The sequence below is a fragment of the Klebsiella sp. Lac1 genome, from assembly GCF_009825425.1.
Taxonomy (GTDB): domain Bacteria; phylum Pseudomonadota; class Gammaproteobacteria; order Enterobacterales; family Enterobacteriaceae; genus Klebsiella; species Klebsiella electrica.
Window position 1 is genome coordinate 834,158 of sequence record NZ_VJZJ01000001.1, and the last position, 23,868, is coordinate 858,025.

The 23,868-nt window shown below is 54.3% G+C and carries 24 protein-coding genes, 1 tRNA gene and 1 pseudogene; 14 read left to right on the forward strand and 12 right to left on the reverse strand.

Features of this window, described 5'->3' with window-relative positions; genetic code table 11:
• The first annotated feature begins 4 nt into the window (after positions 1–4).
• From pqiA to rmf, 4 genes are all read left to right on the forward strand, one after another.
• Complete coding sequence (pqiA, locus tag FNY10_RS03950; RefSeq protein WP_100685612.1) at positions 5–1,273, forward strand: membrane integrity-associated transporter subunit PqiA; 1,269 nt, start codon at positions 5–7, stop codon at positions 1,271–1,273.
• Positions 1,263–2,900: an intermembrane transport protein PqiB gene (pqiB, locus tag FNY10_RS03955; protein ID WP_100685613.1), complete on the forward strand. Its 1,638-nt coding sequence runs from the start codon at positions 1,263–1,265 to the stop codon at positions 2,898–2,900. Before pqiA ends, pqiB begins: the two co-directional genes overlap by 11 nt.
• Positions 2,900–3,460 carry a membrane integrity-associated transporter subunit PqiC gene (pqiC, locus tag FNY10_RS03960; protein ID WP_131048347.1) on the forward strand — a complete coding sequence of 187 codons (561 nt, stop codon included), beginning with the start codon at positions 2,900–2,902 and terminating at the stop codon, positions 3,458–3,460. The genes pqiB and pqiC overlap by 1 nt, the downstream gene beginning before the upstream one ends.
• 255 nt (positions 3,461–3,715) lie before the next feature.
• The gene (gene rmf / locus FNY10_RS03965) at positions 3,716–3,883 is read left to right on the forward strand and encodes a ribosome modulation factor (RefSeq protein ID WP_004871568.1); all 168 of its coding nucleotides are present in this window, start codon (positions 3,716–3,718) and stop codon (positions 3,881–3,883) included.
• Positions 3,884–3,950: 67 nt separating this feature from the next.
• On the opposite strand, the gene fabA is transcribed toward rmf, so the two are convergent.
• Positions 3,951–4,469: a bifunctional 3-hydroxydecanoyl-ACP dehydratase/trans-2-decenoyl-ACP isomerase gene (gene fabA / locus FNY10_RS03970; protein WP_100685616.1), complete on the reverse strand. Its 519-nt coding sequence runs from the start codon at positions 4,467–4,469 to the stop codon at positions 3,951–3,953.
• 69 nt (positions 4,470–4,538) lie between these two features.
• Entirely contained in the window at positions 4,539–6,296 is a 1,758-nt protein-coding gene (locus FNY10_RS03975; RefSeq protein ID WP_141964983.1) for an AAA family ATPase, read from the reverse strand.
• 185 nt (positions 6,297–6,481) lie between these two features.
• On the opposite strand from FNY10_RS03975, the gene matP reads away from it, so the two are divergent.
• Complete coding sequence (gene matP, locus FNY10_RS03980) at positions 6,482–6,934, forward strand: macrodomain Ter protein MatP (RefSeq protein WP_004860155.1); 453 nt, start codon at positions 6,482–6,484, stop codon at positions 6,932–6,934.
• Positions 6,935–7,039: 105 nt separating this feature from the next.
• Here matP and ompA read toward each other — a convergent pair whose 3' ends face one another.
• Together ompA and sulA are read right to left on the reverse strand one after the other, a co-directional pair.
• Complete coding sequence (gene ompA / locus FNY10_RS03985) at positions 7,040–8,113, reverse strand: porin OmpA (RefSeq protein WP_100685640.1); 1,074 nt, start codon at positions 8,111–8,113, stop codon at positions 7,040–7,042.
• A gap of 352 nt (positions 8,114–8,465) precedes the next feature.
• Entirely contained in the window at positions 8,466–8,975 is a 510-nt protein-coding gene (gene sulA / locus FNY10_RS03990) for an SOS-induced cell division inhibitor SulA (protein ID WP_100685619.1), read from the reverse strand.
• A 459-nt stretch (positions 8,976–9,434) separates the two neighbouring features.
• Between sulA and FNY10_RS03995 the strand changes: the two genes are divergently transcribed.
• Positions 9,435–10,058 carry a TfoX/Sxy family DNA transformation protein gene (locus FNY10_RS03995; RefSeq protein ID WP_100685620.1) on the forward strand — a complete coding sequence of 208 codons (624 nt, stop codon included), beginning with the start codon at positions 9,435–9,437 and terminating at the stop codon, positions 10,056–10,058.
• Here the strand turns inward: FNY10_RS03995 and yccS are convergent.
• Positions 10,046–12,181, reverse strand: coding sequence for a YccS family putative transporter (gene yccS, locus FNY10_RS04000; protein ID WP_100685621.1), 2,136 nt, complete (start codon positions 12,179–12,181; stop codon positions 10,046–10,048). The genes FNY10_RS03995 and yccS overlap by 13 nt on opposite strands.
• A 17-nt stretch (positions 12,182–12,198) precedes the next feature.
• Entirely contained in the window at positions 12,199–12,645 is a 447-nt protein-coding gene (locus FNY10_RS04005; protein ID WP_100685622.1) for a YccF domain-containing protein, read from the reverse strand.
• Positions 12,646–12,767: 122 nt separating this feature from the next.
• Between FNY10_RS04005 and helD the strand changes: the two genes are divergently transcribed.
• A complete protein-coding gene (gene helD, locus FNY10_RS04010) occupies positions 12,768–14,822 on the forward strand; it encodes a DNA helicase IV (RefSeq protein ID WP_131048349.1) in 2,055 nt (684 codons plus the stop codon).
• Between the two features lie 28 nt (positions 14,823–14,850).
• Here the strand turns inward: helD and mgsA are convergent, their stop codons facing one another.
• Entirely contained in the window at positions 14,851–15,309 is a 459-nt protein-coding gene (gene mgsA / locus FNY10_RS04015; RefSeq protein ID WP_100685641.1) for a methylglyoxal synthase, read from the reverse strand.
• Positions 15,310–15,462: 153 nt separating this feature from the next.
• Between mgsA and FNY10_RS04020 the strand changes: the two genes are divergently transcribed.
• A complete protein-coding gene (locus FNY10_RS04020) occupies positions 15,463–15,876 on the forward strand; it encodes a CoA-binding protein (protein WP_131048350.1) in 414 nt (137 codons plus the stop codon).
• 36 nt (positions 15,877–15,912) lie between these two features.
• On the opposite strand, the gene hspQ is transcribed toward FNY10_RS04020, so the two are convergent.
• On the reverse strand, positions 15,913–16,230 hold the full coding sequence (gene hspQ, locus FNY10_RS04025; protein WP_160703945.1) for a heat shock protein HspQ: 318 nt from the start codon (positions 16,228–16,230) through the stop codon (positions 15,913–15,915).
• Positions 16,231–16,289: 59 nt separating this feature from the next.
• A complete protein-coding gene (gene rlmI / locus FNY10_RS04030; protein WP_100685625.1) occupies positions 16,290–17,492 on the reverse strand; it encodes a 23S rRNA (cytosine(1962)-C(5))-methyltransferase RlmI in 1,203 nt (400 codons plus the stop codon).
• 190 nt (positions 17,493–17,682) lie between these two features.
• Between rlmI and FNY10_RS04035 the strand changes: the two genes are divergently transcribed.
• The 3 genes from FNY10_RS04035 to yccX are packed head-to-tail and all read left to right on the forward strand — an operon-like array spanning position 17,683 to position 19,379.
• On the forward strand, positions 17,683–18,237 hold the full coding sequence (locus tag FNY10_RS04035; protein WP_160703943.1) for a kinase inhibitor: 555 nt from the start codon (positions 17,683–17,685) through the stop codon (positions 18,235–18,237).
• Between the two features lie 20 nt (positions 18,238–18,257).
• Positions 18,258–19,046, forward strand: a complete 789-nt coding sequence (locus FNY10_RS04040) for an AraC family transcriptional regulator (RefSeq protein ID WP_131048354.1) — start codon at positions 18,258–18,260, stop codon at positions 19,044–19,046.
• A 51-nt stretch (positions 19,047–19,097) separates the two neighbouring features.
• The gene (yccX, locus tag FNY10_RS04045; RefSeq protein ID WP_100685628.1) at positions 19,098–19,379 is read left to right on the forward strand and encodes an acylphosphatase; all 282 of its coding nucleotides are present in this window, start codon (positions 19,098–19,100) and stop codon (positions 19,377–19,379) included.
• Here the strand turns inward: yccX and tusE are convergent.
• Entirely contained in the window at positions 19,376–19,705 is a 330-nt protein-coding gene (gene tusE / locus FNY10_RS04050; protein WP_100685629.1) for a sulfurtransferase TusE, read from the reverse strand. The genes yccX and tusE overlap by 4 nt on opposite strands.
• A gap of 88 nt (positions 19,706–19,793) precedes the next feature.
• Positions 19,794–20,453 (reverse strand): FtsH protease modulator YccA, encoded by a 660-nt coding sequence (yccA, locus tag FNY10_RS04055; protein WP_004860189.1) that lies wholly within the window; start codon positions 20,451–20,453, stop codon positions 19,794–19,796.
• Positions 20,454–20,721: 268 nt separating this feature from the next.
• Here yccA and FNY10_RS04060 point away from each other — a divergent pair, with 268 nt between their 5' ends.
• Positions 20,722–22,350 carry an ABC transporter substrate-binding protein gene (locus FNY10_RS04060; protein WP_160703941.1) on the forward strand — a complete coding sequence of 543 codons (1,629 nt, stop codon included), beginning with the start codon at positions 20,722–20,724 and terminating at the stop codon, positions 22,348–22,350.
• A 144-nt stretch (positions 22,351–22,494) separates the two neighbouring features.
• Positions 22,495–22,582, forward strand: a tRNA-Ser gene (locus tag FNY10_RS04065).
• 102 nt (positions 22,583–22,684) lie between these two features.
• Here the strand turns inward: FNY10_RS04065 and FNY10_RS04070 are convergent.
• Positions 22,685–22,849, reverse strand: a pseudogene (locus FNY10_RS04070) (integrase); the annotation flags it as partial.
• 386 nt (positions 22,850–23,235) lie between these two features.
• Between FNY10_RS04070 and FNY10_RS04075 the strand changes: the two are divergent.
• Positions 23,236–23,850 (forward strand): TetR/AcrR family transcriptional regulator, encoded by a 615-nt coding sequence (locus tag FNY10_RS04075; protein ID WP_141964978.1) that lies wholly within the window; start codon positions 23,236–23,238, stop codon positions 23,848–23,850.
• Positions 23,851–23,868: the final 18 nt, after the last annotated feature.

Below are 23,868 nucleotides of genomic sequence, written 5' to 3' on the forward strand. Positions count from 1 at the left end.
TTTCATGTGCGATAATCATCATGCTGCGCGGCATATTCTGTGCCCACAATGTGATTTGCTGGTGGCTTTGCCGCAGCTGGAGCATCGCCAGAAAGCCGTGTGCCCGCGCTGCGGCACGACGCTGACAACTTCATGGGACGCGCCCCGGCAGCGTCCCACAGCCTATGCGCTGGTGGCGTTGTTTATGCTGCTGCTGGCCAACCTGTTCCCCTTTGTGTATATGCGGGTGAGCGGTCTCAGTAGCGAAATCAAGCTGCTGGAAATCCCCGACGTGCTGTTTAGCGAAGATTACGCCAGCCTCGGCACCTTCTTTGTACTCTTTGTACAGCTGGTGCCGGCTTTTTGTCTGGTCACCATTCTGCTACTGGTCAACCGTATTCGTATGCCGCGCGCGCTGAAGGCGTTTCTGGCGCGTATTCTGTTTCACCTCAAAACCTGGGGAATGGCGGAGATTTTTCTCGCCGGTGTGCTGGTGAGTTTCGTCAAGCTGATGGCATATGGCGATATCGGCGTCGGCTTAAGCTTTATCCCCTGGTGTTTGTTCTGCCTGCTGCAACTGCGTGCGCTGCAGTGCGTAGACCGACGCTGGTTGTGGGACGATATTGCCCCGATGCCGGCGGTGAGGCAGCCGCTGAAGGTCGGCGTGACGGGGCTCCGCCAGGGCCTACGTTCATGCTCGTGCTGTACCGCGGTTTTAGCTGTTGATGAAGCCGTTTGCCCTCGCTGTCAGACTAAAGGCACCGCGCGACGCAAACACAGCCTGCAGTGGACGATGGCCCTGCTGCTGACCTCGTGCATTCTTTATCTGCCCGCCAATATCATGCCCATCATGATTACCGATTTGCTGGGCGATAAATTGCCGTCAACGATCATGGCGGGGGTGATCCTGCTGTGGAGTGAAGGGTCGTATCCGGTGGCGCTGGTGATATTTATCGCCAGTATTATGGTGCCGACGCTGAAAATGCTCGCCATTGCCTGGCTGTGCTGGAACGCCAACGGTAACGGGCAGCGCGATTCCGAGCGTATGCACCTGATTTACGAAATTGTGGAGTTTGTTGGCCGCTGGTCAATGATTGATGTTTTTGTCATCGCGGTGCTCTCGGCGCTGGTGCGCATGGGAGGGTTGATGAGTATCTATCCTGCGATAGGGGCGGTGATGTTTGCGCTCGTTGTTGTCATGACAATGTTCTCAGCCATGACCTTTGACCCTCGTTTGTTGTGGGACCGTGAACCAGATTCAAGCCATGAGGAAAGGCAGCAGCATGGAAAATAAGAGCGGAGAAGCGAAAGTGCAAAAGGTGAAGAACTGGTCACCCGTGTGGATCTTCCCCATCGTCACTGTGCTAATCGGCGCGTGGATTCTTTTTTATCACTACAGCCATCAAGGACCGGAGGTGACGCTGATCACCACCAATGCTGAAGGGATTGAAGGGGGTAAAACCCGGATTAAAAGCCGCAGCGTGGATGTCGGGGTAGTCGAGAGCGCCACGCTGACCGACGATTTGACGCACGTAGAGATTAAAGCCCGGCTGAACGCCGGCATGAAGAAACTGTTGCATGAAGATTCGGTATTTTGGGTCGTCAAACCGCAGGTAGGACGTGAAGGGATCAGTGGACTCGGCACGCTGTTGTCCGGGGCCTACATTGAACTGCAGCCGGGGACGAAAGGTGGGGAACCCGCCCGTTTCCCGCTGCTGGATTCTCCGCCGCTGGCTTCGCCGGATGCCAAAGGGATCCGTATCCTGCTGGAGAGTAATAAAGCGGGGCAACTGTCGCCTGGCGACCCGGTACTCTTCCGCGGTTATCGCGTTGGTTCGGTGGAAACCAGCTCCTTTGATGCGCAAAAGCGCAGCATCACCTATCAGCTGTTTATCAATGCGCCCAACGATCGTCTGGTCACAACCAACGTTCGCTTCTGGAAAGACAGCGGCATTGCGGTCGATCTCTCTTCGTCCGGGATGCGCGTGGAGATGGGATCGCTGGCGACCCTGTTCGGCGGCGGCGTCAGCTTTGATATCCCGGAAGGTCTGGATATGGGAGAACCGGTGGCGAACAAAACGGGCTACCATCTCTTCGACGATCAGAAGAGCATTCAGGATTCCGTCTTTACCCAGCATATTGATTACGTCATGTTCTTTAAAGACTCCGTGCGCGGCCTGCAGCCGGGGGCGCCGGTCGAGTTCCGTGGAATCCGCTTAGGTACCGTCGGTAAAGTGCCGTTCTTTATTCCAGGACTGTATCAGCACCTGAACGAAGACTATCGCATCCCGGTGGAAGTCCGTATTGAACCAGAACGGCTGATCAGTCAGCTCGGCGGCGATCTCGATATCCGTACGCATATTGATGATCTGATTAACCGCGGCCTGCGGGGATCGCTGAAAACAGGCAACCTGGTGACCGGCGCGCTGTACATCGATCTCGATTTCTATCCGAAAGCGCCTGCGCGCGGCAAGATCCGGGAGTTTGGAACCTATCCGATCATTCCAACAATCAGCGGTGGTCTGGCGCAGATCCAGCAGCGCCTGATGGACGCGCTGGATAAGATTAACAACCTGCCGATAAATCCGCTGCTGGAGCAAGCGACCACCACGCTGGCGCAAAGTGAAAAAACGATGCAGCACGTTCAGACCACGCTGGATAGCCTGAACAAGATAGCGGCAAGCCCGTCAATGCAGCAGCTTCCTGCCGATATGCAGAATACGCTGCGCGAATTGAACCGCAGCATGCAGGGCTTCCAGCCCGGTTCGGCGGCATACAATAAGATGGTGGCAGATATGCAGCGCCTGGATCAGGTTCTTCGCGAACTGCAGCCGGTACTGAAAACGCTCAATGATAAGAGCAACGCGCTTGTATTTGAGGCGAAGGATAAAAAAGATCCTCAGCCGAAGGGAGCGAAATAATGAAAAAATGGTTAATCGTGGCTGCGGCCTGTGCGCTGGCGGCTTGCAGCAGTGGGGAGAATAAAACCTACTATCAGCTTCCGGTTGGACAAAGCGGCGCGCAAAGCACCGCCCACCAAAGCAAAAACCTGCTGTGGGTTGAACAGGTCAGTATCCCGGATTATCTGGCGGGCAACGGTGTGGTCTATCAGACCAGCGACGTGCAGTATGTCATAGCCAGTAACAATCTGTGGGCCAGCCCGCTCGATCAGCAGCTGCGTACTACGCTGGTGGCGAATCTGAGTGCGCAACTCCCGGGTTGGGTAGTTGCTTCGCAGCCTCTCGGCAGCGATCAGGATACGCTCAACGTGGCGGTCAATGGCTTTCATGGCCGTTACGATGGGCGGGTCATCGTCAGCGGCGAGTGGCTGCTGAAGCATCAGGGACAGTTGATTAAGCGCCCGTTTAACATTGAGCTTAAGCAGCAGCAGGATGGCTATGATGCCATGGTGAAGACCCTGGCTCAGGCCTGGTCTCAGGAAGCCACGGCAATTGCCAGCGAATTGAATCGCCTGCCATAAGTAAAATGAATGAAAATGAAGCGCCGCGGTGGACTGAAAAACCACCGCGGTTTTTTATTTGTCTCGTCAGGTCGTTACTTGTGCCGGTTCACATTTTTTGTACAAATGAATTTTCATGTAGCTCACAATTATGACAATGGCGTGAATTTTGCGCATTGACGTTGCCCCTGATTCGCGGTATTCGTTAACCGTGGTTGCATATTTAGTGACCACTGTTTTCTTTTCCACCAGATCAAATAATGAGGGAAACGAGGCATGAAGAGACAAAAACGAGATCGCCTGGAACGGGCACATCAACGTGGATACCAGGCCGGGATAACCGGAAGATCGAAAGAAATGTGTCCCTACCAGACCTTGAACCAAAGGTCCTACTGGCTAGGAGGCTGGCGAGAAGCCATGGAGGACAGGGTACAAACTGCCTGACTGTCTCTTTAAAAAAAGAAGCCTCCGCATAGCGGGGGCTTCGCCTTTTTCAAGCTATCGCTGCTTATCAGAATGCAGACGTATCCTGGAACAGACCCACTTTCAGATCGGTTGCGGTGTAGATCAGACGATCGTCAACCAGCACTTCACCATCCGCCAGGCCCATAATCAAACGGCGGTTTATCACACGTTTGAAATGAATGCGGTAGGTCACTTTTTTTGCCGTTGGCAGCACCTGGCCTGTGAGTTTAACTTCACCTACGCCTAACGCACGCCCTTTACCCTCGCCGCCTAACCAGCCGAGGTAGAAGCCAACCAACTGCCACATGGCATCCAGTCCCAGACAGCCAGGCATAACCGGATCGCCGATAAAGTGGCAACCGAAGAACCACAGGTCCGGGTTAATATCGAGTTCTGCTTCAACATAACCTTTATCGTAGTTACCACCGGTCTCGGTCATTTTGATGACGCGGTCCATCATCAGCATATTCGGCGCAGGTAACTGTGGGCCTTTTGCGCCAAACAGTTCACCACGGCCAGAGGCAAGAAGGTCTTCTTTCGTATAGGATTCGCGTTTATCTACCATGTTTTCAGTAAGCCTTATTTTGAGTTCGGGACGCAGGATAGCTAACACGTGTAAGCTGAACAAGTCCGATCAGTTGGAACCTGAACCGCCTAACCAGCGTAGCGGCCACGGAAAACGATGACGACTCTCTTGCTGCGTCGCCTGCGCGATCCGTTCCTGAATGGTTTGCCGTAAAGTTTGCCCTTCGCCATCCCATAGCAGCTGGGTCAGAACAGGCAGCGCTTCCGTGACATCTTCCACCGCCCAGATGAAAAACTGCTCGTCAGCGACGGCCTGCCGGAGTTCTGCCGCCAGACTCAGGTGGCGGATATTTGCCGCAGGAATAATCACCCCTTGCTTACCGGTTAATCCGCGCTGCTGACAAATGGTGAAAAAGCCTTCGATCTTCTCATTAAGGCCGCCTACCGGCTGCACGCGACCAAACTGATCGACGGAACCCGTAATGGCAATGCTCTGATTAATCGGCACGCCAGCGAGAGCGCTGATCAGCGCGCACAGTTCGGCCATCGAGGCGCTGTCGCCATCGACTTCACTGTAGGACTGTTCAAAGGTCAGCGAAGCCGTGAAGGGGAGCTGCTGTTCGAGTTCCAGCTCGGACATCAGGAACGCCTGCATGATCATCATGCCTTTGGCATGAATGTTGCCGCCCAGCTCCGCCTTACGTTCAACGTCGATAAACTCACCGTCGCCGATATGCACGACGCAGCTGATGCGCGACGGTTCGCCAAACGGACGCGGATGTCCGGGGAATTCGATGACCGACAAGGCGTTAATCTGGCCGATGCATTCGCCTTCGGTCTCAATCATTATCTGTTCTTGCAGGATTTCATCCTGAATCCGTTCGGCGAGGTAGCCTTCACGCCACTCGCGACGAGCCAGCATGGTTTGCATCTCTTCTGCGGTGATTTGGCCACCTTCGCAAAACGCCGCAGCCTCGCGCAGCTGGCGGGCTATCCACAGCGGGCACAGCGGTAATGTCTCCTGATCGCCGGTATAACGCGCGGCTTCCTCAATCAGCAGGGGCCAGGCGTCAGCGGCCAGTCCCGGTAGTCCGAGCTGCTGCGCATTTTTGCCTACCCACTGACACCACAGCTTGAGCGTGTCGGCATCGGCAATCTGGATATTCTCTTCGTATTCACTGTAAATCGCCTGGGCGGAGAGTTCGGGCTCCATCTCCTGGAAATCGGCCAATGAATCACGTTCACCCACCAGAATCACCTTCAGGCTGAGCGGCATAGAGGGAATCGCGACCGGCAGAGGACGCGACTCATCAATGGACAACCAGTCAAAGCGCTGGCGAGTGACCATACTTTTCAGGCGCATCCACAGCAGCGGCTGAGCCAGTAACGCACGCAAAGAGATAATCAGCACGCCGCCGTTGGCGCGGTGTACCAGACCTGGCTGGAGAGTGATTTCGCCGTTAAATTGCCGTACGCAGCCAAAGAGCTGCTCTGCTTCTGCCCAGTCGGTAGATTCAACCGGCGCGGAGCTGGCAAAATTATCATCGGCAGCTTTAGCCGGGGTGAGGGTGACGTTGCCGCCATTAACCTGATAGCGCACACCGTAGAGCGGTGCGGCAGGTTCATGTAAGGTTCGCGTTTCCGTCGCCAGCCACTGCAGGTATTCCGGTTCTTCCGGGGCCTTCACCAGCATGAATGGCGAAATGGTCGGAGTCACCAGAAGCTGCTCCAGACCATAGAATAAACGGGGCTGCAGTTCGCCGGAGAGGCCATCTTCTGCCTGGGATAAATCGGCTTGTGCAAACAGCGCCTGATAACTTTCCGTATCAGGAGCAAGGTCGTTTCGGGTAAGTTTCGTAATGGTCAAAGTCGCTGTTTTTTAGTCAGATGTAAAACGCGCGATTATACCTTATGCTGCGTCTGAGCACACGGGGGATTGCGTCTGCCGTGGTGATTACCGGGTTACCTGCATCACGAATGATGATTTATTCTCAGCACATTGGGAAAAAACTGATATCCTGAAATGAGTTACACGGTCACATTGAGATCGCAATGAAATATCAACAACTGGAAAATCTTGAAAGCGGCTGGAAATGGAAATATCTGGTAAAAAAACACCGGGAAGGTGAGTTGATTACCCGCTACATTGAAGCCAGCGCAGCGAAAGCCGCGGTCGATGTCTTACTGACGCTCGAAAATGAACCTGTTCTGGTGCATACCTGGATTGAGCAGCATATGAATCCGGAGTTAATGAACCGGATGAAGCAGACAATCCGCGCGCGTCGGAAACGGCACTTCAACGCGGAGCATCTGCATACGCGTAAAAAATCGATCGACCTGGAGTTTATCGTCTGGCAGCGTCTTGCGGGACTCGCGCAGCGGCGTGGGAAAACCCTGTCTGAAACCATCGTACAGTTGATTGAAGACGCGGAGCATAAAGAGAAGTACGCCAGTAAAATGTCCAGCCTGAAGCACGATTTGCAGGTGCTGCTGGGAAAAGAATAGCTGCAGAGGACAGGGCAAAGTGGTACTGGGCCTGGCTCTGTGTTGATATCCGAATTCAGGCCAAAAAAAACCCCGCAAAGCGGGGTTTTTTATCGGTAGTAAAACTTAAGCCTGCGGCTGAGTTACTACGTCTTTGTAACCTTTAACTTCGATCTCTACGCGACGATCTGGACCCAGGCAGTCGATCAGTGCAGCGCGAGCTTTCACGTTGTTACAGGTAGCGCCAGTAACCGGGTTGGATTTACCCATGCCACGTGCGGAGATTTTGCCAGCCGGGATACCTTTAGACACCAGGTAGTCAACAACGGACTGAGCACGTTTCTCAGACAGCTGCTGGTTGTAAGCGTCAGAACCGATACGGTCGGTGTAGCCCAGAACCACTGCGGAACCGTCTTTCGGATCCATGTTGCTCAGCTGGGTGTACAGCTGATCCAGAGCCTGTCGACCTTCTGGTTTCAGGGTAGCTTTATTGAAGTTGAACAGAACGTCAGACTTCAGAGTGAAGTGCTTAGTCGTCACTTCCGGAGCCGGAGCCGGAGCTGGTGCAACAACCGGAGCCGGTGCTTCATCCTGACCGAAACGGTAAGAAACACCCAGGCTCAGCATGCCGTTGTCAGGACGAGTACCAACGGTACCTGCGTCACCGATGTTGTTAACCCACTGGTATTCCAGACGGGTAGCGATGTCACGAGTCACAGCCCACTCTAAACCACCAGCAAATACCGGGGATACGCCAGTGTCGTGTTCGCTGCGGGAAACGCCGGTAGAAGCGTAGTTACCTTTAGAATCTGCACGCCAGACCATACCACCCAGACGGGTGTAGATGTCCAGATCGTCAGTGATCGGGTAACCCAGTTTAGCAGTCAGCTGAACGCCCTGAGCTTTGAAAGCGCCGTTGTCTACGCTGCCTTTATAAGCCATACGGCCCAGCCAGTCGTAACCCATTTCAAAACCGAGGTACGGGTTAACCTGATAACCACCGAACGCACCAGCGCCCAGCTGATCGTTACGGGTCGGGCCATTGTTGTTCTGGAAACCGTTACCGTAGAAACCGGTATCGTGATACTGGGACCAGCCCAGTTTACCACCTGCATACCAGGTGTTATCTTTCGGTGCGGCCTGCGCTACGGTAGCGAAGCCAGCCAGTGCCACTGCAATCGCGATAGCTGTCTTTTTCATTTTTTGCGCCTCATTATCATCCAAAATTCGCCATGAAGTTACAAAAGACCTCACGGTTAAATCCTTCACCCGGGGCGTGACTTGTTGTTAACTATGCTGATACATGCAGCGTAAGCCGATCACCCCTGGCGATGTAAAGTCTACAACTTAGTTCGAAACTTACAAGTGTGAACTCCGTCAGGCATATGAAAAAAAAGGGTTGTGTACACAACATTTAACAAATATGGTTGATTTTCAATCAGCGGATAAAGCCGCGAAACCGCATCAGACAGGCATTCCGCTACAAATCACCCTTTTTCGAAAAGGGTATTGCTGTAAGCAAAAAAAATTCCAGGATTAATCCTAATTTGGCTTAATGGTACAAATTAGAGTGAATTTTTAGCCCGCTGAGTTGTCTCCCTGCCTGGTTCGTATTTCCAACCGGCCGCATGATAAACCCCATTGCGTGACCCTCTTGCGCGGCGATAACCAGGCGTTCATGCTCTTCCGCCGTCAGCTCATCGGCCAGCCAGCCAATCACCACGCTGTAATTCCCTGTGCGCAGCGCACGGATCATCGATTCGACGGTATTGTAAGGGGAGAGCTGATTAATCTGCATAACCTTCGACAGCGGTAATCCGGAAGACTGAACCCATTCGCGACTCAATTTCTGCTTCGGCGTCAGCCAGAGCTGCCAGCGAGACTGCTGGCCGAGTTGCTGCAATAAAGGTAGCAGCAGTAATTGCGTCATCATCGGTTGATCTTCACGGTAGACAATTTCACTGATCAGCCCGCTGGCCGGTTGTTCGGCGACGTCATGTGAGGGGCGACGTACTGAAGCAGAAGTCAGTGATGAACGATTTGCGTAAGCTGAAGTAAACATAGTCTATCCCGCCTGTGGGTTACTGTATGAATATACAGTATATCCGACAGGGGAAAAGATCAACCTCATTTATCACTTCGTTGGTTGAAAATTGTACATGGTTTTTGTCAATTCCGCGCCAGACCGTTCTGGTGGGGAGTGAGGAAGATCGATTTTTATCGCCAATCGTCACGGCGGCAGCCGTGCGCCAGGTTCATAGGTCGAATCACATCGCGCAGATTTGCCACGTGGATAGCCAAACTATTCACCAGCATTTCAGTAAGCAGGGCTGGCGTATTTATTACTTATATATTGAGTATTTTCGCCCGACTGTTTTCTGAAAGCACCTCGCAAAACGATGATTAAATCTTGAACAGCGTCAAAATCATCTTGCTGCAATATACGAAGTCACTTACTTTCTATATTAACGGATCCGTTCACAAATAATCTTCTATTTACATGATTAACAAAGGAATAATCATGAAGAAAATTTCATCTTTACGGTTCCATCAATTCCAGGAATGTTTATCTCCACTCGGTAAAATAAGCTGTCGCCCGCTCTTTGGCGGCTATAGCCTTGCCATCGACGATACCGTTTTTGCTATGGTCGCCGAGGGCGAAATCTATCTTAAAATTTGTGAGCAGAGCGCGGAATATCGTGTGGTGCATGCCACCCCTCTTTTGACGATGCGGAAAAATGGTCGCCCGGTCTTGCTGAAATATTATCAGGTTGACGAGACTCTCTGGCGTGATAGCAAAACGCTTTTCAATCTATCGGCGTCCTCATTACAAAGCGCACGTAATGAAAAGCGACGACAACGCGCTTCCGGAAGATTAAAAGATCTCCCGAATATCAGTTTTCATATGGAACTGCTGCTAATTAACGCGGGGGTGAGCGATGAAAAAATGCTGCGTCAGTTTGGTGCGGAGAAAGTCTGGCTGAAATTGCGGGAGTCGAACAAAGCGCTCACGTTGAATGTTCTCTATGCGCTGGAAGGGGCGATTGCCGGAGTGCATTCCGCAGCGCTCCCGACGCAGCGGCGTCAGGAGCTTAAGGTATGGGCCGGCACCCAGCACAAAAAAATCGATGCTTACTCGGGTTGAACCGCAACCTGCTTTTGCAATCTGCAGATTTCCGGCAACAGCGCCAGCAGCAGACCAATTTGCTGAAGCACCAGCGGTTCTTTGCTGTCTGCCCGGGGCTCAAGGTGTTGGATCCGGGTCTGCAAACTATTAAGCGCCTGCTGCACCCGCTGTTCGTCGGCGGGCGTGTGGTGCAGCGCATCATCAACGTAGCAGACGGCATCATCAAGCAGGGCCAGAATTTCCGCAGTCGTGAGTTTTTCCCGGTGCGCGCCGAGCGCGGAAATATAGCTGGTAAAGGTATGGTTCAGGCACAGTAAACGGAATGCCGTTTCGCGCATGGCTGCGTTTGCCCGCGGTTCCGTCGACAGGTTCGACACCACAGAAGCCAGTTCACCATCCCGACTATGGGCATCGCGACGGGCAACGCGATAGGCCAGGCGGTTATCGCGCCCCTGGTGATACTGTTCGAGAATGGCATCAAGGTAGCGACAGTTGGCGTTGATAGCCTGATCCAGAACTCGTGGCAGGTTGCGGAACTTCCAGTCTGGCCAGATAAAACTCACGGCCGCCCAGGCGATAGCACAGCCAATCAGGGTATCGAAAATACGCGGTAGCGCGACCTCGAAACCTTCGCCTAGCAGGTTAAAGCACAGCAGAACCAGCAGGGTGATGAACATGGTCGCGTGGGCATACTGGACGTTGCGAAAAGCGAAGAACAGCACGCCGGTCAGGACAATGAGCAAGAGTTGGCCTTCAACCGATGGCACAAGCAGTAATAGCGGCAGGCCGATGGCCACCCCGATCAGGGTACCGATAATCCTCAGCGCGAGCCGATGGCGGGTGGCGTTATAGTTTGGTTGGCAGACAAACAGGCTGGTCAGCAGTATCCAGTAGCCGTGGTTTAACCCGGTAAGCTGGATAAACGCATAGCCGGTACAGAGCACCAACGACATTCTTACCGCATGGCGGAACAGCGCCGATTCTGGCGACATATTGCGGCGCAGCCGCAGCCAAATATCGCTGAAATTGTTCAGACCATCGTCCGCGAGCAGGTTTTCGGTCGCGCTGTTCACCGGGGCGCTGGTTTGCGCCGACTCAATTGTCGCCAGCTGCGCGTCAATCGCGCGGAGATTATTCAGCAGAAAGCCCAGCGCTTTCATCTGTTCTGCCGGCGCGCCGCTGGCGCGTACGCGATCGAGGGCGGCGTCAAGGTGCATAAATGCCCGCTCGAAATGGGCATCGTGCTGGTAAGGTTCGCGTAAAAGAATTGCGCGCGATAGTTTCTGGCATGCCTGCGCCTGCATCGACAGCATGCGCTGGAAGCGGAACATCACATCGCTATAGCGGAAATGATCGCGCAGCGTTTGGTACTGAATGTGCGATGAGCTGGCGCGTTCGTGAATATCCTGAGCCACAAAATAGTATTGCAACGTGCGGCGGGTGCCGCGCTGGCCGCGGTCGCCGCGCAGACGCGTCAGCAGAGAGACCTTGGTCTGATTGAGCGTCGTCACCAGTTGACCATTGGCAATGGCTAAATCATAGAGCGGTGCCTGGCTCTCATCCTCAATATCCGGGTCGAACAGGCGGGATTTAAGTTCCAGGTAATGCGCCAGCTGCTCATAGCTGCGCGCAAGATTATCCTGCAGAGGACGGATCGGGAAAATCAGGTGTCCGCAGAGCGTCAGCAGGTTGTACCAGACCGCACCGGTCAGCAGAAAAAACGGCTGCAGATACCAGCGATCGTAGAGCGTTACGCCCAGCATGGTATAAATGGCGATCAACAAGGCGCCAAATGCGATAGTGGCGTAACGCTGTCCCAGACCGCCGAGCAAAATAAATCCGGTGGTCGATACGGTTAACCCCAGCGCAAACAGCCAGGGCCAGGGGAACAGCAGCTCCACCGAGGCGGAAGCAATAAAGAAACACACTAGCGTGATGGCCAGGTTGCGCAACCGGCCGGCCAGACGATCGTCGAGGTCGGTCAATGCTGCGGCCACCACGCCCAGCGTCAGGGGAATGGTCAGTTTGATTTCGCCAAGCCACCATGGAACGGCGGTTGTGCCGCAGAGTGCGATAAAAATCCTGGCGTTGTACAGCCAGGCGCTGTTCCATGTATAACGGCGTAGCAAGGGGCTAAGCATGGTCGTGTTCCGTCCGGTTACTGAAAGCGACGACGCGCATTCGCTTCACGCGCTGCACGAGCCGTTTCGACAGAAACCACTCTACGTCCCACCGGCCATAATGCAATAGCGGCAATTTTAAAATTGGCAATACCGACCGGGATGCCGATGATAGTCAGGCATTGGGCGATACCGCTGAAAATATGCATCAGGCACAGCCACCAGCCGAAAAAGAGAAACCACAAAATATTCAGAATCGTGCCGCCGGCATTCAGCAGGCTATTTTTGCCTTGCGGTTCAAGTTCATCGACATGAATAGCTTCATTACCGTAAGGCAGCAAGGAGAGACGGGTAATTTCCCAGCATGAGCGGGTTAATGGCAGGGTGAAGATCAGGATGATGCTGACCAGCGTTGCCAGCAGCCATCCCAGCGTGGTGGCGAAACCGCCAAGGATAAAGTTCAAAATATTCAGAATGGTACGCATAAACCCTCAGTTCAGTCCTGGAGATAATAAGACCTGACCATTGTAACGTTTTTTACGCTGGAGCACCTGGTCGCTGGCGGTTAAACTTAAAAACATCCAACCTGATTGAAATTCGGCATGATATGGAACTTAAAGCGACAACATTGGGCAAACGTATGGCACAGCACCCCTACGACCGGGTGCAATTGCTTAACGCGGGAGTAAAAGTTTCGGGTGATAACCATGAGTATCTTATCCCTTTCAATCAGTTATTGTCAGTTCAATGTAAGCGCGGCCTGGTCTGGGGTGAGCTGGAGTTCGTTTTACCGGACAGCAAAGTTGTGCGTTTACACGGTACCGAGTGGAATGAAACGCAGCGTTTTTATCATCATCTGAATACCCTCTGGCAGCAGTGGAGCGTGGAAATGAGCGACATTGCCGCCGGTGTTCTCCGCCAGCAGCTGGAGGAGGTCGCCCGCGCCAGTGCGGAGGGTAAGTGGCTGACCCGGCAGCAGGTGACTGACATTCAGGTGAAGATTCGCCGCGCCTTGACCGGCCTGCCGATGCCGACCAGCCGCCTTGACGCTTTCGACAACTGCCGTGAGCTGTGGCGGCAGTGCCAGGGCTGGCTGGCCAATACGGAAGAGGCCCGGCAGGTACATAATCAGGCTTTTACGGCATCGATGCTCGAGCAGTATCGCGGATTTTTTGCCAGCGTCGAAACCTCGCCACTGAATCCCGCGCAGGCGCGGGCGGTGGTCAACGGCGAGCGCGCTTTGCTGGTGCTGGCCGGTGCCGGAAGCGGCAAAACCTCCGTGCTGGTGGCGCGAGCCGGATGGTTATTAACGCGGGGAGAAGCCGCCGCCGATCAGATTCTGCTGCTGGCATTTGGCCGCCAGGCGGCGCAGGAAATGGATGAACGTATTCGTGAGCGGCTGGGCTCAGAAGAGATAGCGGCGCGTACCTTTCACTCTCTGGCATTACATATTATTCAGCAAGGCAGCAAAAAAGTGCCGACCATCAGCGAGCTGGAGAGCGACAGCGCGGCTCGTCAGACGCTGCTGCTGCAAAACTGGCGCCAGCAGTGTCAGGAGAAAAAAGCGCAGGCTAAGGGATGGCGGCAATGGCTGGAAGAAGAGATGGACTGGCAGGTGCCGGATGGCGAATTCTGGCAGGATAAAAAAATTCAGCGGCGAATGGCCAGTCGCCTCGATCGCTGGGTGAGCCTGATGCGAATGCACGGCGGATCGCAGGCGGAGATGATCGCCGGCGCGCCGGAAGAGGTGCGCGACCTGTTCGGCAAGCGCGTTAAGCTGATGGCGCCGCTGTTGAAGGCATGGAAAACGGCGCTGAAAGACGAGGGCGCGGTCGATTTTTCCGGGCTGATACACCAGGCGATTAATATTCTGGACAAAGGGCGCTTCGTCAGCCCGTGGAAACATATTCTGGTCGACGAGTTTCAGGATATCTCGCCGCAGCGCGCCGCCTTGCTGGCTGCGCTGCGGCGACAGAACACGCAGACGACGTTATTCGCCGTTGGTGATGACTGGCAGGCTATCTATCGCTTTAGCGGGGCACAGCTCTCTTTGACCACCGCATTTAATCACTATTTTGGCGAAGGCGATTGCTGCGCGCTGGATACCACCTACCGGTTTAACGGGCGTATTGGTGAAGTAGCGAACGGCTTTATACAACAAAATCCGCATCAGCTGAGCAAACCATTGAACAGCCTGACGGCCGGAGACAAGAAAGCCGTGACGCTGCTGGCGGACGATAAGCTCGACGATCTCCTCGATAAGCTCAGCGGCTATGCGAAACCGGAGCAGCGGATTTTATTGCTGGCGCGCTATCATCATTTGAAACCCGAGGCGCTGGAAAAAGCGGCGACGCGCTGGCCGCATCTGCAGCTCGATTTTATGACCATTCATGCCAGTAAGGGCCAGCAGGCGGATTATGTTATTGTGCTGGGGCTGCAGGATGGCGATGATGCGTTTCCGGCCCCGGCGCGTGAATCCATTATGGAGCAGGCGCTGCTGCCGCAGCCGGAGGATTTTCCGGATGCGGAAGAGCGGCGGTTGCTCTATGTCGCTATCACGCGCGCGCGGCTTCGCGTCTGGTTATTGTTCAACAAAGCGCGGCCTTCGCCGTTTGTCGGCATGTTAGAAGAATTGGCTGTGCCGGTGGCGAGAAAACCGTAAGTGCCGGCGGGTGGGCCGCCGGCCGGAATTACTTCAGACGGTCGGCGAGGTAACGTTGATAATCCGGGATCAGAATATCGAGAGGTTCGCCGAAGGTCGGCGACAGAATGATAAAGTCGGCCGTTGAGGCATTGGTGGCGACAGGGATGTTCCACACCGTCGCCAGGCGCAGCAGCGCCTTGACGTCCGGGTCATGCGGTACGGCGTTGAGCGGATCCCAGAAGAAAATCAGCACATCGATTTTACCTTCCGCGATTAGCGCGCCGACCTGCTGATCGCCACCCATCGGTCCGCTCAGCATCGCGTTAACCTCCAGCCCGGTTGCGCGGGAGATAAGGTTACCGGTAGTGCCGGTTGCATAGAGTTCATGCTGGGCCAGCAGCGGCTGGTGGCGCGCAACCCATTTCATCAGCATATCTTTACAGTGATCGTGAGCAACCAGCGCAATATGTTTGCGTGCGGGTAACGTACGTGTCGTCAGTTCCATATTTTCATTCCACATTTTGACCTGCAGACAGATTACTGGAAGTGACTGCTGCTGCAAGCATCCGGGTGAAAATTTTTGACGCATCCGTAAGTCAGGATGAATGGCTCGTTCGTTCTGATTAACATACACTTGGGCTAAAGAGTGGAGGATAAAATGAAAGAGAACGATATCGCAGGCATTCTCACCTCAAGCCAGACGATTGCGCTGGTCGGGGCGAGCGACAAACCGGATCGCCCGAGTTATCGGGTGATGAAATACCTTCTTGAACAGGGGTATCACGTTATCCCTGTGTCGCCGAAAGTCGCGGGCACCACGCTGATGGGGCAGAAAGGCTACGCGACCCTTGGCGATGTGCCGGAAAAAGTGGATATGGTCGATGTCTTCCGCAACTCCGATGCGGCGCTGGCCGTTGCTCAGGAAGCCATCGCCATTGGGGCGAAAACGCTGTGGTTGCAGCTGGGAGTGATTAACGAACAGGCGGCGGTCCTGGCGCGCGAGGCTGGGCTGAATGTGGTGATGGATCGCTGCCCGGCGATTGAAATACCGCGCTTAGGGCTGGCGAAGTAAATAATAAACCCCGCGATAGCGCGGGGTTTCTTGACATCAGTTACGTAGCCGCGGGGCCTGCAACTGTCGGCGAATCGTTCTGGCCAGCTCGTCCATCGACGGCTGTTCCGGATGTTCATCGCTGGCTTCACTGCTCAGCTGCGCTTCCGCAAGATAGGTGTGGATCGGCTGACCGTCATCATCTTCCATGACCACATGATACCAGGGCGCTGCGCGCAGTTCGTCATTGGCCGCAATTTCATCCTCTTCCGGCTCGGCGAGCGAGTAGACGGCATCGATATCAACAACCACGCCGAGGTAGCCCAATAGCGTATGGCGAACCTGCTGGCCGATACCGAATTTGCTGGCAATCATAGGCACCTCCTGGGAAACGTTATTACCTGCTATATGCGGGCAATGTTCCGCTTTTCAAGTTACATGATGCGACAGGCAAACCCTTTCAGATACAGCCCTTCCGGGTAGGTTGCAATCACCGGGTGATCGGCAGCCTGACGGAACTGTTCTATAAATTGTACATCACGTCCGGCATCAATTGCGGCATCGGCAATGATTTTCTGAAATAAATCGGTCGCCATCAAACCTGAGCAGGAGAAGGTCAGCAGGATCCCGCCGGGATTTAACAGCTGAATCGCCAACATATTGATATCTTTATAGCCACGGCAGGCGCCCATCAGCTGGTTTTTGTTCTCAACGAACTTCGGCGGATCCATGACGATAACGTCAAATTTCTCCCCCTGATCGCGATATTTACGCAGCAGTTTAAAGACGTCGTCACGAACAAATTCCGCTCTGGAAAGATCCAGCTTATTCAGCTCAACGTTTTGTTTTGCAACGTCCAGCGCCTCCTGGGAGGTATCGACGCTGATAACCTGACGGCAGCCGCCCATCAGGGCGGAAACCGCGAAACCGCCGGTGTAGGAGAAACAGTTCAGAACGCGCTTGTCGGCGACATAGCGGCGGGTTGCCAGACGGCTATCGCGCTGGTCGAGATAGTAACCGGTTTTGTGGCCGCCCTGAATGTCGACCAGCAGCTGCATACCGTGCTCGGTAATCGGCAGCAGGGCAGGCGGCAGTTCGCCGACAACCAGACCCTGCGCCAGCTCCAGCCCCTCTTTTTTACGCACCGCGACGTCGCTGCGATCGTAGATAGAGCAGTTCGGGAACAGCGTTTGCAACGCGCTGACGATGGCGGCACGCTGGTATTCAGCACCGGCGCTCAGCAGCTGCAGCACGAAAAAGTGACCAAAGCGATCGATGGTCACGCCCGGCAGACCGTCGGATTCGCCGGCGATCAACCGATAGCTGTCAAGGCCATCGCGGGCTGCCAGCCATTCGCGCCAGCTCTGCGCCTGCTGCAGACGACGCTCGAAAAAGGCGTTATCGATAGCTTCATTGCGATCGAAGCTCCAGACGCGGGCGCGGATCTGCGAAGAGGGCGAATATGCGCCGCGGGCCAGCCATTTTCCCTGTGAATCAACGATATCGATGGTTTCACCGGAACGAGCTTTACCTTCCATCCGGGCGACGGCGCCGGAGAAAATCCACGGATGGCGACGCAGCAGGGATTTCTCGCGTCCTTTAGTCAACACTAAGCGGGGGAAAATGGAATCTGTCATGGAGCTACCTTTAAGCAACGGGAATATCGGCACCGAAAAATGGCGCGTAGGTTAGCACAAGTGACCGACGCAAGCATCATTCCACCTGCGCCGTCAGATGAGCGTTTCGGCACAAAACGCAGGCGCTTTGGCACAATAAAAACCTTCCCGCGATCTTACAGTGATTCCTCACCCAACGGAGGAAAATACGATGAAAACAGGAACCGGGTTAGCAGCCATTTTGATGGCGGTTATCAGTACCAGCGCGGCAGCAGCGCCATTTCGCGTCACCAGCAGCGATATGCGCGAAGGCGAGAGCCTGGCGGTATCGCAACAGTTTAACGGTTTTGGGTGCAACGGGGGGAATGTCTCGCCCCAGTTGACCTGGGAACATGCGCCGACGGGCACCCGCAGTTTTGCGGTGACCGCCTACGACCCGGATGCCCCTAGCGGTAGCGGGTGGTGGCACTGGACGGTTGTGAATATACCGTCGACGGTTTCCAGCCTGGCGACTGGTGCCGGAGATAAAAATAACGCTAAACTGCCTGCAGGCGCCGTGCAGGGGCGAAATGATTTCGGTTATGCGGGGTTTGGCGGAGCCTGCCCTCCGCCGGGCGATAAGCCCCATCATTATCACTTTACGGTATGGGCGCTGAATACGCCGTCGTTACCGATTGATGCCCAGGCCAGCGGCGCGTTGGTGGGCTTTATGCTGCGCAGCCACGCTATCGCCAGCGCGCAGCTGACGGCCATGTCAGGACGCTAAACGACGGACAGAGAGCTCAAATGCGCAATATTCACTTTCAGCATAATGCGTTATCGGCGGCGGAAATCACCTCCCGGCGATTATACAAACTGCATCGCGTCAGGCTTTTTTCGCCGGCGCTGTGCCGGGTCAATCGCGGAAGTAAAATCATCGTGCAGGGGACCAGTCAAATGCAGGCCACCCCGCAGCAGCTGATTATTTTGCCCGCCGACGTTGAGCTTGAGGTCATTAATCAGCCGGACAATGGGTTATTTTGTTCCGACCTGCTGTCATTGACCGCAGACCTGCTCGCGGATTTTAAAGCGCGCTATATGAGCGAACCGCCTCCCGGCCGGCTGACGTCATTATGCGCGCCGATGACCCCTGAACTGTCGTTTATGTGGCAGAACGTGTTGCAAGCGGTGCGAGGGGGACTCTCGACGGAGCTGCAGCATCACCAGACGATGGGGCTGCTGCTGGCGTTGCAGCAGGCGGGATATGCCGGGCCGCTGCTGAACGAAAGACAGCAGGATCTGACCGCTCAGGTTCGGCAAATTATCATGCTGTCGCCGGCGGAAGCGTGGAGCGTTCCTCGGGTGGCAAAGATGTTGTTTGTGGGAGAATCGACGCTGCGCCGCCGTTTACAGCAGGAATCGCAAAGCTTTCGCCTGATTGTTGAGGAGGTGCGCATGGCGTACGCCTTAGGCCAGCTGCAGTCAACGTCGCTGCCCATCGGCGAGATAGCGCTCAACAGCGGCTATCAGTCAGGGTCACGCTTTACCGCGCGTTTTCGTCAGCACTATGGCCTGTTGCCGAAGCATGTACGCTGACGAGAATTTGCTATTCTCTGCATCAGGGCAGGGCAAAAAAGGGGCGTAACGATGGCGACAATCTGCACAATGGCATGGGTGTATGGATCGGTTCAGGGCGTGGGGTTTCGCTACTCGACGCAGCGGGAGGCGCTACGCCTGGGGCTGGCGGGCTATGCCCGTAATCTTGATGATGGCAGCGTGGAGGTGCTGGCCTGCGGGGAAGACGAGCAGGTGGCGGCACTTATCGCCTGGCTGAAAGCCGGCGGGCCGCGCAGCGCGCGGGTTGACCGGGTGAATACCGAGCCTCATCAACCCACCAGAGAATGGCAAAAATTTGCCATTCTCTATTAGATACACTTCACCGGTTTAGGCAGGCCGGCAATTTTTGTCGCCTGTTTGGCTGGCCCTTTCGGGAACAGGCGGTAGAGATAGCGGCTGTTGCCTTTCTCTTCGCCAAACTTATTCGCCATCGCCTTGACTAACATGCGAATGGCGGGCGAGGTGTTGAACTCCAGATAAAATTCGCGTACAAAGCGCACCACTTCCCAGTGTTCAACGGCAAGGGTAATGCCTTCCTGCGCGGCGATAACTTCCGCCATGGCTTCGTTCCACTGTGTCGTCTCTTTCAGATAGCCGTCGCTATCGGTCTCAATTTCGTTGCCTTCAAAGATAAACATAATTCTTCACATACCGTCCAGACTGGCCGCAGTGTAGCAAAAAATAAGGCCCCGCATAAGCGGGGCCTGAGCACAGCGTCGGCAGAGGTTAGTCCCGGCTTGCGAAGCCAAGGATGCTCAGCAGGCTGACGAAGATGTTGTACAGCGACACGTACAGGCTGACGGTAGCGCGGATATAGTTGGTCTCACCGCCGCGGATGATATTGCTGGTTTCAAACAGGATTGCGCCTGAAGAAATCAGGATAAACACCGCGCTGATGGCCAGGTGCAGAGCCGGCAGCTGCAGGAAGATGTTAGCCACCATACCGATCAGCACCACCACTACGCCTGCCATCAGCATACCGCCGAGGAAGGACATGTCTTTACGAGTGGTCAGCACATAGGCCGAGCAGCAGAAGAAGACCAGTGCGGTACCGCCCAGCGCCAGACCAATCAGGTCACCCATGCCCGCAGACAGATAGGCGTTGAGCATTGGCCCAAGGATATAACCCAGGAAGCCGGTGAAAGCGAAGGCCGCCAGAATACCCGTCGGCTTATTGGCCAGTTTATAGGTCAGGAACATCAGACCATACATCCCCACCAGCGTCAGAATCAGCCCTGGAGAAGGCAGCATCAGCACCGTGCTGGCCGTTGCCGTAATGGCGGAAAATGCCAGCGTCAGACTGAGGAGGAAATAGGTGTTCCGCAGAACTTTATGCGTACTGAGCAGCGATGAACGGTCACGCGACGACGTAATAATACGATCCATGAGTCACTCTCTTATGACAGATGTAATTAATAATGAAGCATAAAAAAACCACGACGGAAGCCATAGTGCTTTTACCCATCTTTACTTAGACCCCCGAGGCAATCATGCAGCATATTATGCTAATAAATGATGAAAAGGTGGTGTGTTTGTGTGTTTGGTTTCAGGAACCCGATCGGAATCTGATAGGTTACTGAAAAATATTGCGGTATTGCTGTTCTGTGGCTAAGTGTGGAGAGGGTACAAACGAAGCATAATAAAGGCAAGGGATATGAAATCACAAAAATACAATCACATCACGCAGGCTTTGCTGGCTCTCGGTTTACTCTGCACGACGGCCACGGTATTTGCCGCTCAGGTTCCCCCGGGGACGGTGCTGGCAGAGAAGCAGGAGCTGGTGAGAAATAACGGCAGCGAGCCGGCATCTCTGGATCCGCATAAGGTCGAGAGTGACGTTGAGTTTAATATTATCAGCGATCTTTTCGAGGGGCTGGTCAGCGTCTCACCGGCAGGTGAAATACAGCCGCGGCTGGCGGAAAAGTGGGAAAATAAAGAGAACACCGTCTGGACCTTCCATTTACGTCCGGGCATGACCTGGTCTGACGGGACCGCCATTACCGCGCAGGATATTGTCTGGAGCTGGCAGCGTCTGGTCTCTCCTCTGACGGCATCACCTTATTCCAGCTACCCGGGCAATATGCATATTGTCAACGCGCAGGAGATTGCCGAGGGGAAAAAAGCGCCGGAGACGCTGGGCGTGAAGGCGGTTGATGATGCGACGCTCGAAGTTAGATTAACGCAGCCGAACGCGGCGTTTTTAGCGATGCTGGCGCACCCTTCGCTGGTTCCGATTGATAAAGTGCTGGTAAACCGCTTTGGCGAACAGTGGACCAAACCGGAGCATATCGTGACCAGCGGTCCGTATAAGCTGTCCGCGTGGGTCGTGAACGAGCGCATCGTGGCCGAACGTAACCCGCGTTATTGGGACAATGAGCATACGGTCATCAATAAAGTGACCTGGCTGCCGATTCATTCTGAAGCGGCGGACGTTAACCGTTATAAAGCGGGTGAAATCGACATTGTTTATACGCTGCCGATTAACCAGTTCGCGCAGCTTAAAAAGACCATGGGCGATCAGCTGAACGTGTCGCCGCAGCTGGCGACCTATTATTACGAATTCAACACCACCCGGCCGCCATTTAACGATCCGCGTGTCCGGCTGGCGCTGAACATGGCGCTGGATAAAGACATCATTGCGGAAAAAGTACTGGGGCAGGGACAACGCCCGGCCTGGCTGATTAGCCAGCCTGATATCGGTGGCGTAAAACTGCAAAATCCGGATTATGCCAGCTGGCCGCGCGCGAAACGCATTGCCGAAGCCAAAAAACTGCTGAGCGAAGCGGGGTACTCGGATAGTCACCCGCTGGTGTTTAATCTGCTGTACAACACGTCGGAATCACACCAGCGCGTGGCGATTGCCGCCAGTTCGATGTGGAAGAAAAACCTTGGTGTGGAGGCGAAGCTGCAAAACCAGGAATGGAAGACGATGCTCGACACCATGCACACGCACAATTTTGACGCGGTGCGCTATGCGTGGATTGCCGACTATGACGATGCCGCTACTTTCCTGAATAACTTCCGCACCGGCGATAGTGAGAATACCAGCCAGTACAGTAATCCTGCCTATGACGAAGCCTTACAGAATGCCGCCAAAGCGTCGGATGTGGTGGCACGAGGCAAGTACTACCAGCAGGCGGAGGATCTTTTGGCGAAAGAGGTGCCGGCGGTTCCGGTTTATCACTATGTCCGCACGCACCTGGTGAAGCCGTGGGTGGGGGGATTTACGCCTGATAAGCTGGGGTACTATTTCACTAAAGATATGTACATCAAAAAACATTAACCACAGCCAGCCCGATTGACGTTGATTTTTTGCGCGAACTGACTGAATTTCAGACGAATAACACGGTTTTGTTTATTTTTAAGGCGGTTGAACAAATTCGTGCTTTACAGCCTGAACAGAGGTGTTTATAGTGCGCCCCATACCGGAAGCGTGGCCGAGCGGTTGAAGGCACCGGTCTTGAAAACCGGCGACCCGAAAGGGTTCTAGAGTTCGAATCTCTACGCTTCCGCCAAATAAAAAAAGGGGTTACCGAAAGGTAGCCCCTTTTTGCTTTGGGCTCCTGGTATAGTGTTGGTATATTCGCTTGGTATATTTCCCGCTTTGGCACTCCTGATCACTCGTCTTTCTGCAGCGGTGGAACGTTGAGAGTCGGAGAAATTTTCACCTTCCTGTCATATGTTGCCACCTGCAGTTCGGTCTTGTGTCCACTAAATAACTGCTTATCTTTGCTGCTCCCTTCAAAGTCTGATATCGCCTTTGCCTTGATGTCGTGTAAGGTGCCGGGGATCTTTAGCCCACTTCCCGCTTTGCATCATGCCACCGTTTGCCTGATAAGCCTGCTAGTCGCTGAGGTTGTCGCGACAGGACACTCTTCTCCCGCGCGGCAGAGGCCATTCCAGCGGTGGCATTCACTTCTGCCATTGAGATAAGCTTTGAGACAGGGATTCGGCGCTTTTACTGGCAGGGCGGTTTGTCTGGTACAATTTCGATACTGGAGCATCCGTAGCCGATCCAACCGCTTATCCCACGAGAAACCGCGGCTCTGCGTACCAGCAGTCACCTACGAGGAGAACATTGCGCGACCTTGAAACAAGCTGAGGTTGTGACTAATTTCTAAAATGGTTACGCGTTGTCAATCAATGGTTATCACGCTAAGCTGAAAACATGACTAAGAATATGAACGTCCCACCATCACGTGGTCCACTTGATCACAGCGTGCGAGAGCAAATTGTCGAAGCTGCTTTTGCGCATTTCGGCCATTACGGCTATGAAAAAACCACCGTGGCAGAACTTGCTAAATCTATAGGTTTTTCAAAGTCCTATATCTATAAATTTTTTGATTCCAAACAGGCTATCGGCGAGGTGATCTGTGCTAACCGCCTGTCGTTGATCATGGAGGTGGTCGATTCCGCAATCGCCGATGCGCCGTCAGCCAGCGAGAAACTCCGTCGTCTCTTCGGGGCACTCACCGAGGCGGGGAGTGAACTGTTTTTCCACGATCGCAAGCTTTACGACATAGCCGCCGTAGCCGCGCGGGAAAAGTGGCCTTCAACGGAAAAGTATGCAGCGCATCTGCTGAAACTGATTGAGAGCATTCTGGCTGAAGGCAGGAAGAACGGGGAGTTTGAAAGGAAAACGCCGCTGGATGAGGCCACCAATGCGGTATATCTGGTGATGTGTCCTTTCGTTAACCCCGTGCAGCTGCAGTTCAATCTCGAAGCGGCTCCCAAAGCAGCGGTACTGCTTTCCTCACTGATTTTAAGAAGCCTCGCCCCCTGATTTGTGACCATTGACTTT

Bases quoted from the DNA above. Each gene is read 5' to 3' on its own strand.
- pqiA (WP_100685612.1), top strand. From the start codon at position 5: ATGTGCGATAATCATCATGCTGCGCGGCATATTCTGTGCCCACAATGT.
- pqiB (WP_100685613.1), top strand. From the start codon at position 1,263: ATGGAAAATAAGAGCGGAGAAGCGAAAGTGCAAAAGGTGAAGAACTGG.
- pqiC (WP_131048347.1), top strand. From the start codon at position 2,900: ATGAAAAAATGGTTAATCGTGGCTGCGGCCTGTGCGCTGGCGGCTTGC.
- rmf (WP_004871568.1), top strand. From the start codon at position 3,716: ATGAAGAGACAAAAACGAGATCGCCTGGAACGGGCACATCAACGTGGA.
- fabA (WP_100685616.1), bottom strand. From the start codon at position 4,469: ATGGTAGATAAACGCGAATCCTATACGAAAGAAGACCTTCTTGCCTCT.
- matP (WP_004860155.1), top strand. From the start codon at position 6,482: ATGAAATATCAACAACTGGAAAATCTTGAAAGCGGCTGGAAATGGAAA.
- ompA (WP_100685640.1), bottom strand. From the start codon at position 8,113: ATGAAAAAGACAGCTATCGCGATTGCAGTGGCACTGGCTGGCTTCGCT.
- sulA (WP_100685619.1), bottom strand. From the start codon at position 8,975: ATGTTTACTTCAGCTTACGCAAATCGTTCATCACTGACTTCTGCTTCA.
- FNY10_RS03995 (WP_100685620.1), top strand. From the start codon at position 9,435: ATGAAGAAAATTTCATCTTTACGGTTCCATCAATTCCAGGAATGTTTA.
- yccS (WP_100685621.1), bottom strand. From the start codon at position 12,181: ATGCTTAGCCCCTTGCTACGCCGTTATACATGGAACAGCGCCTGGCTG.
- FNY10_RS04005 (WP_100685622.1), bottom strand. From the start codon at position 12,645: ATGCGTACCATTCTGAATATTTTGAACTTTATCCTTGGCGGTTTCGCC.
- helD (WP_131048349.1), top strand. From the start codon at position 12,768: ATGGAACTTAAAGCGACAACATTGGGCAAACGTATGGCACAGCACCCC.
- mgsA (WP_100685641.1), bottom strand. From the start codon at position 15,309: ATGGAACTGACGACACGTACGTTACCCGCACGCAAACATATTGCGCTG.
- FNY10_RS04020 (WP_131048350.1), top strand. From the start codon at position 15,463: ATGAAAGAGAACGATATCGCAGGCATTCTCACCTCAAGCCAGACGATT.
- hspQ (WP_160703945.1), bottom strand. From the start codon at position 16,230: ATGATTGCCAGCAAATTCGGTATCGGCCAGCAGGTTCGCCATACGCTA.
- rlmI (WP_100685625.1), bottom strand. From the start codon at position 17,492: ATGACAGATTCCATTTTCCCCCGCTTAGTGTTGACTAAAGGACGCGAG.
- FNY10_RS04035 (WP_160703943.1), top strand. From the start codon at position 17,683: ATGAAAACAGGAACCGGGTTAGCAGCCATTTTGATGGCGGTTATCAGT.
- FNY10_RS04040 (WP_131048354.1), top strand. From the start codon at position 18,258: ATGCGCAATATTCACTTTCAGCATAATGCGTTATCGGCGGCGGAAATC.
- yccX (WP_100685628.1), top strand. From the start codon at position 19,098: ATGGCGACAATCTGCACAATGGCATGGGTGTATGGATCGGTTCAGGGC.
- tusE (WP_100685629.1), bottom strand. From the start codon at position 19,705: ATGTTTATCTTTGAAGGCAACGAAATTGAGACCGATAGCGACGGCTAT.
- yccA (WP_004860189.1), bottom strand. From the start codon at position 20,453: ATGGATCGTATTATTACGTCGTCGCGTGACCGTTCATCGCTGCTCAGT.
- FNY10_RS04060 (WP_160703941.1), top strand. From the start codon at position 20,722: ATGAAATCACAAAAATACAATCACATCACGCAGGCTTTGCTGGCTCTC.
- FNY10_RS04075 (WP_141964978.1), top strand. From the start codon at position 23,236: ATGACTAAGAATATGAACGTCCCACCATCACGTGGTCCACTTGATCAC.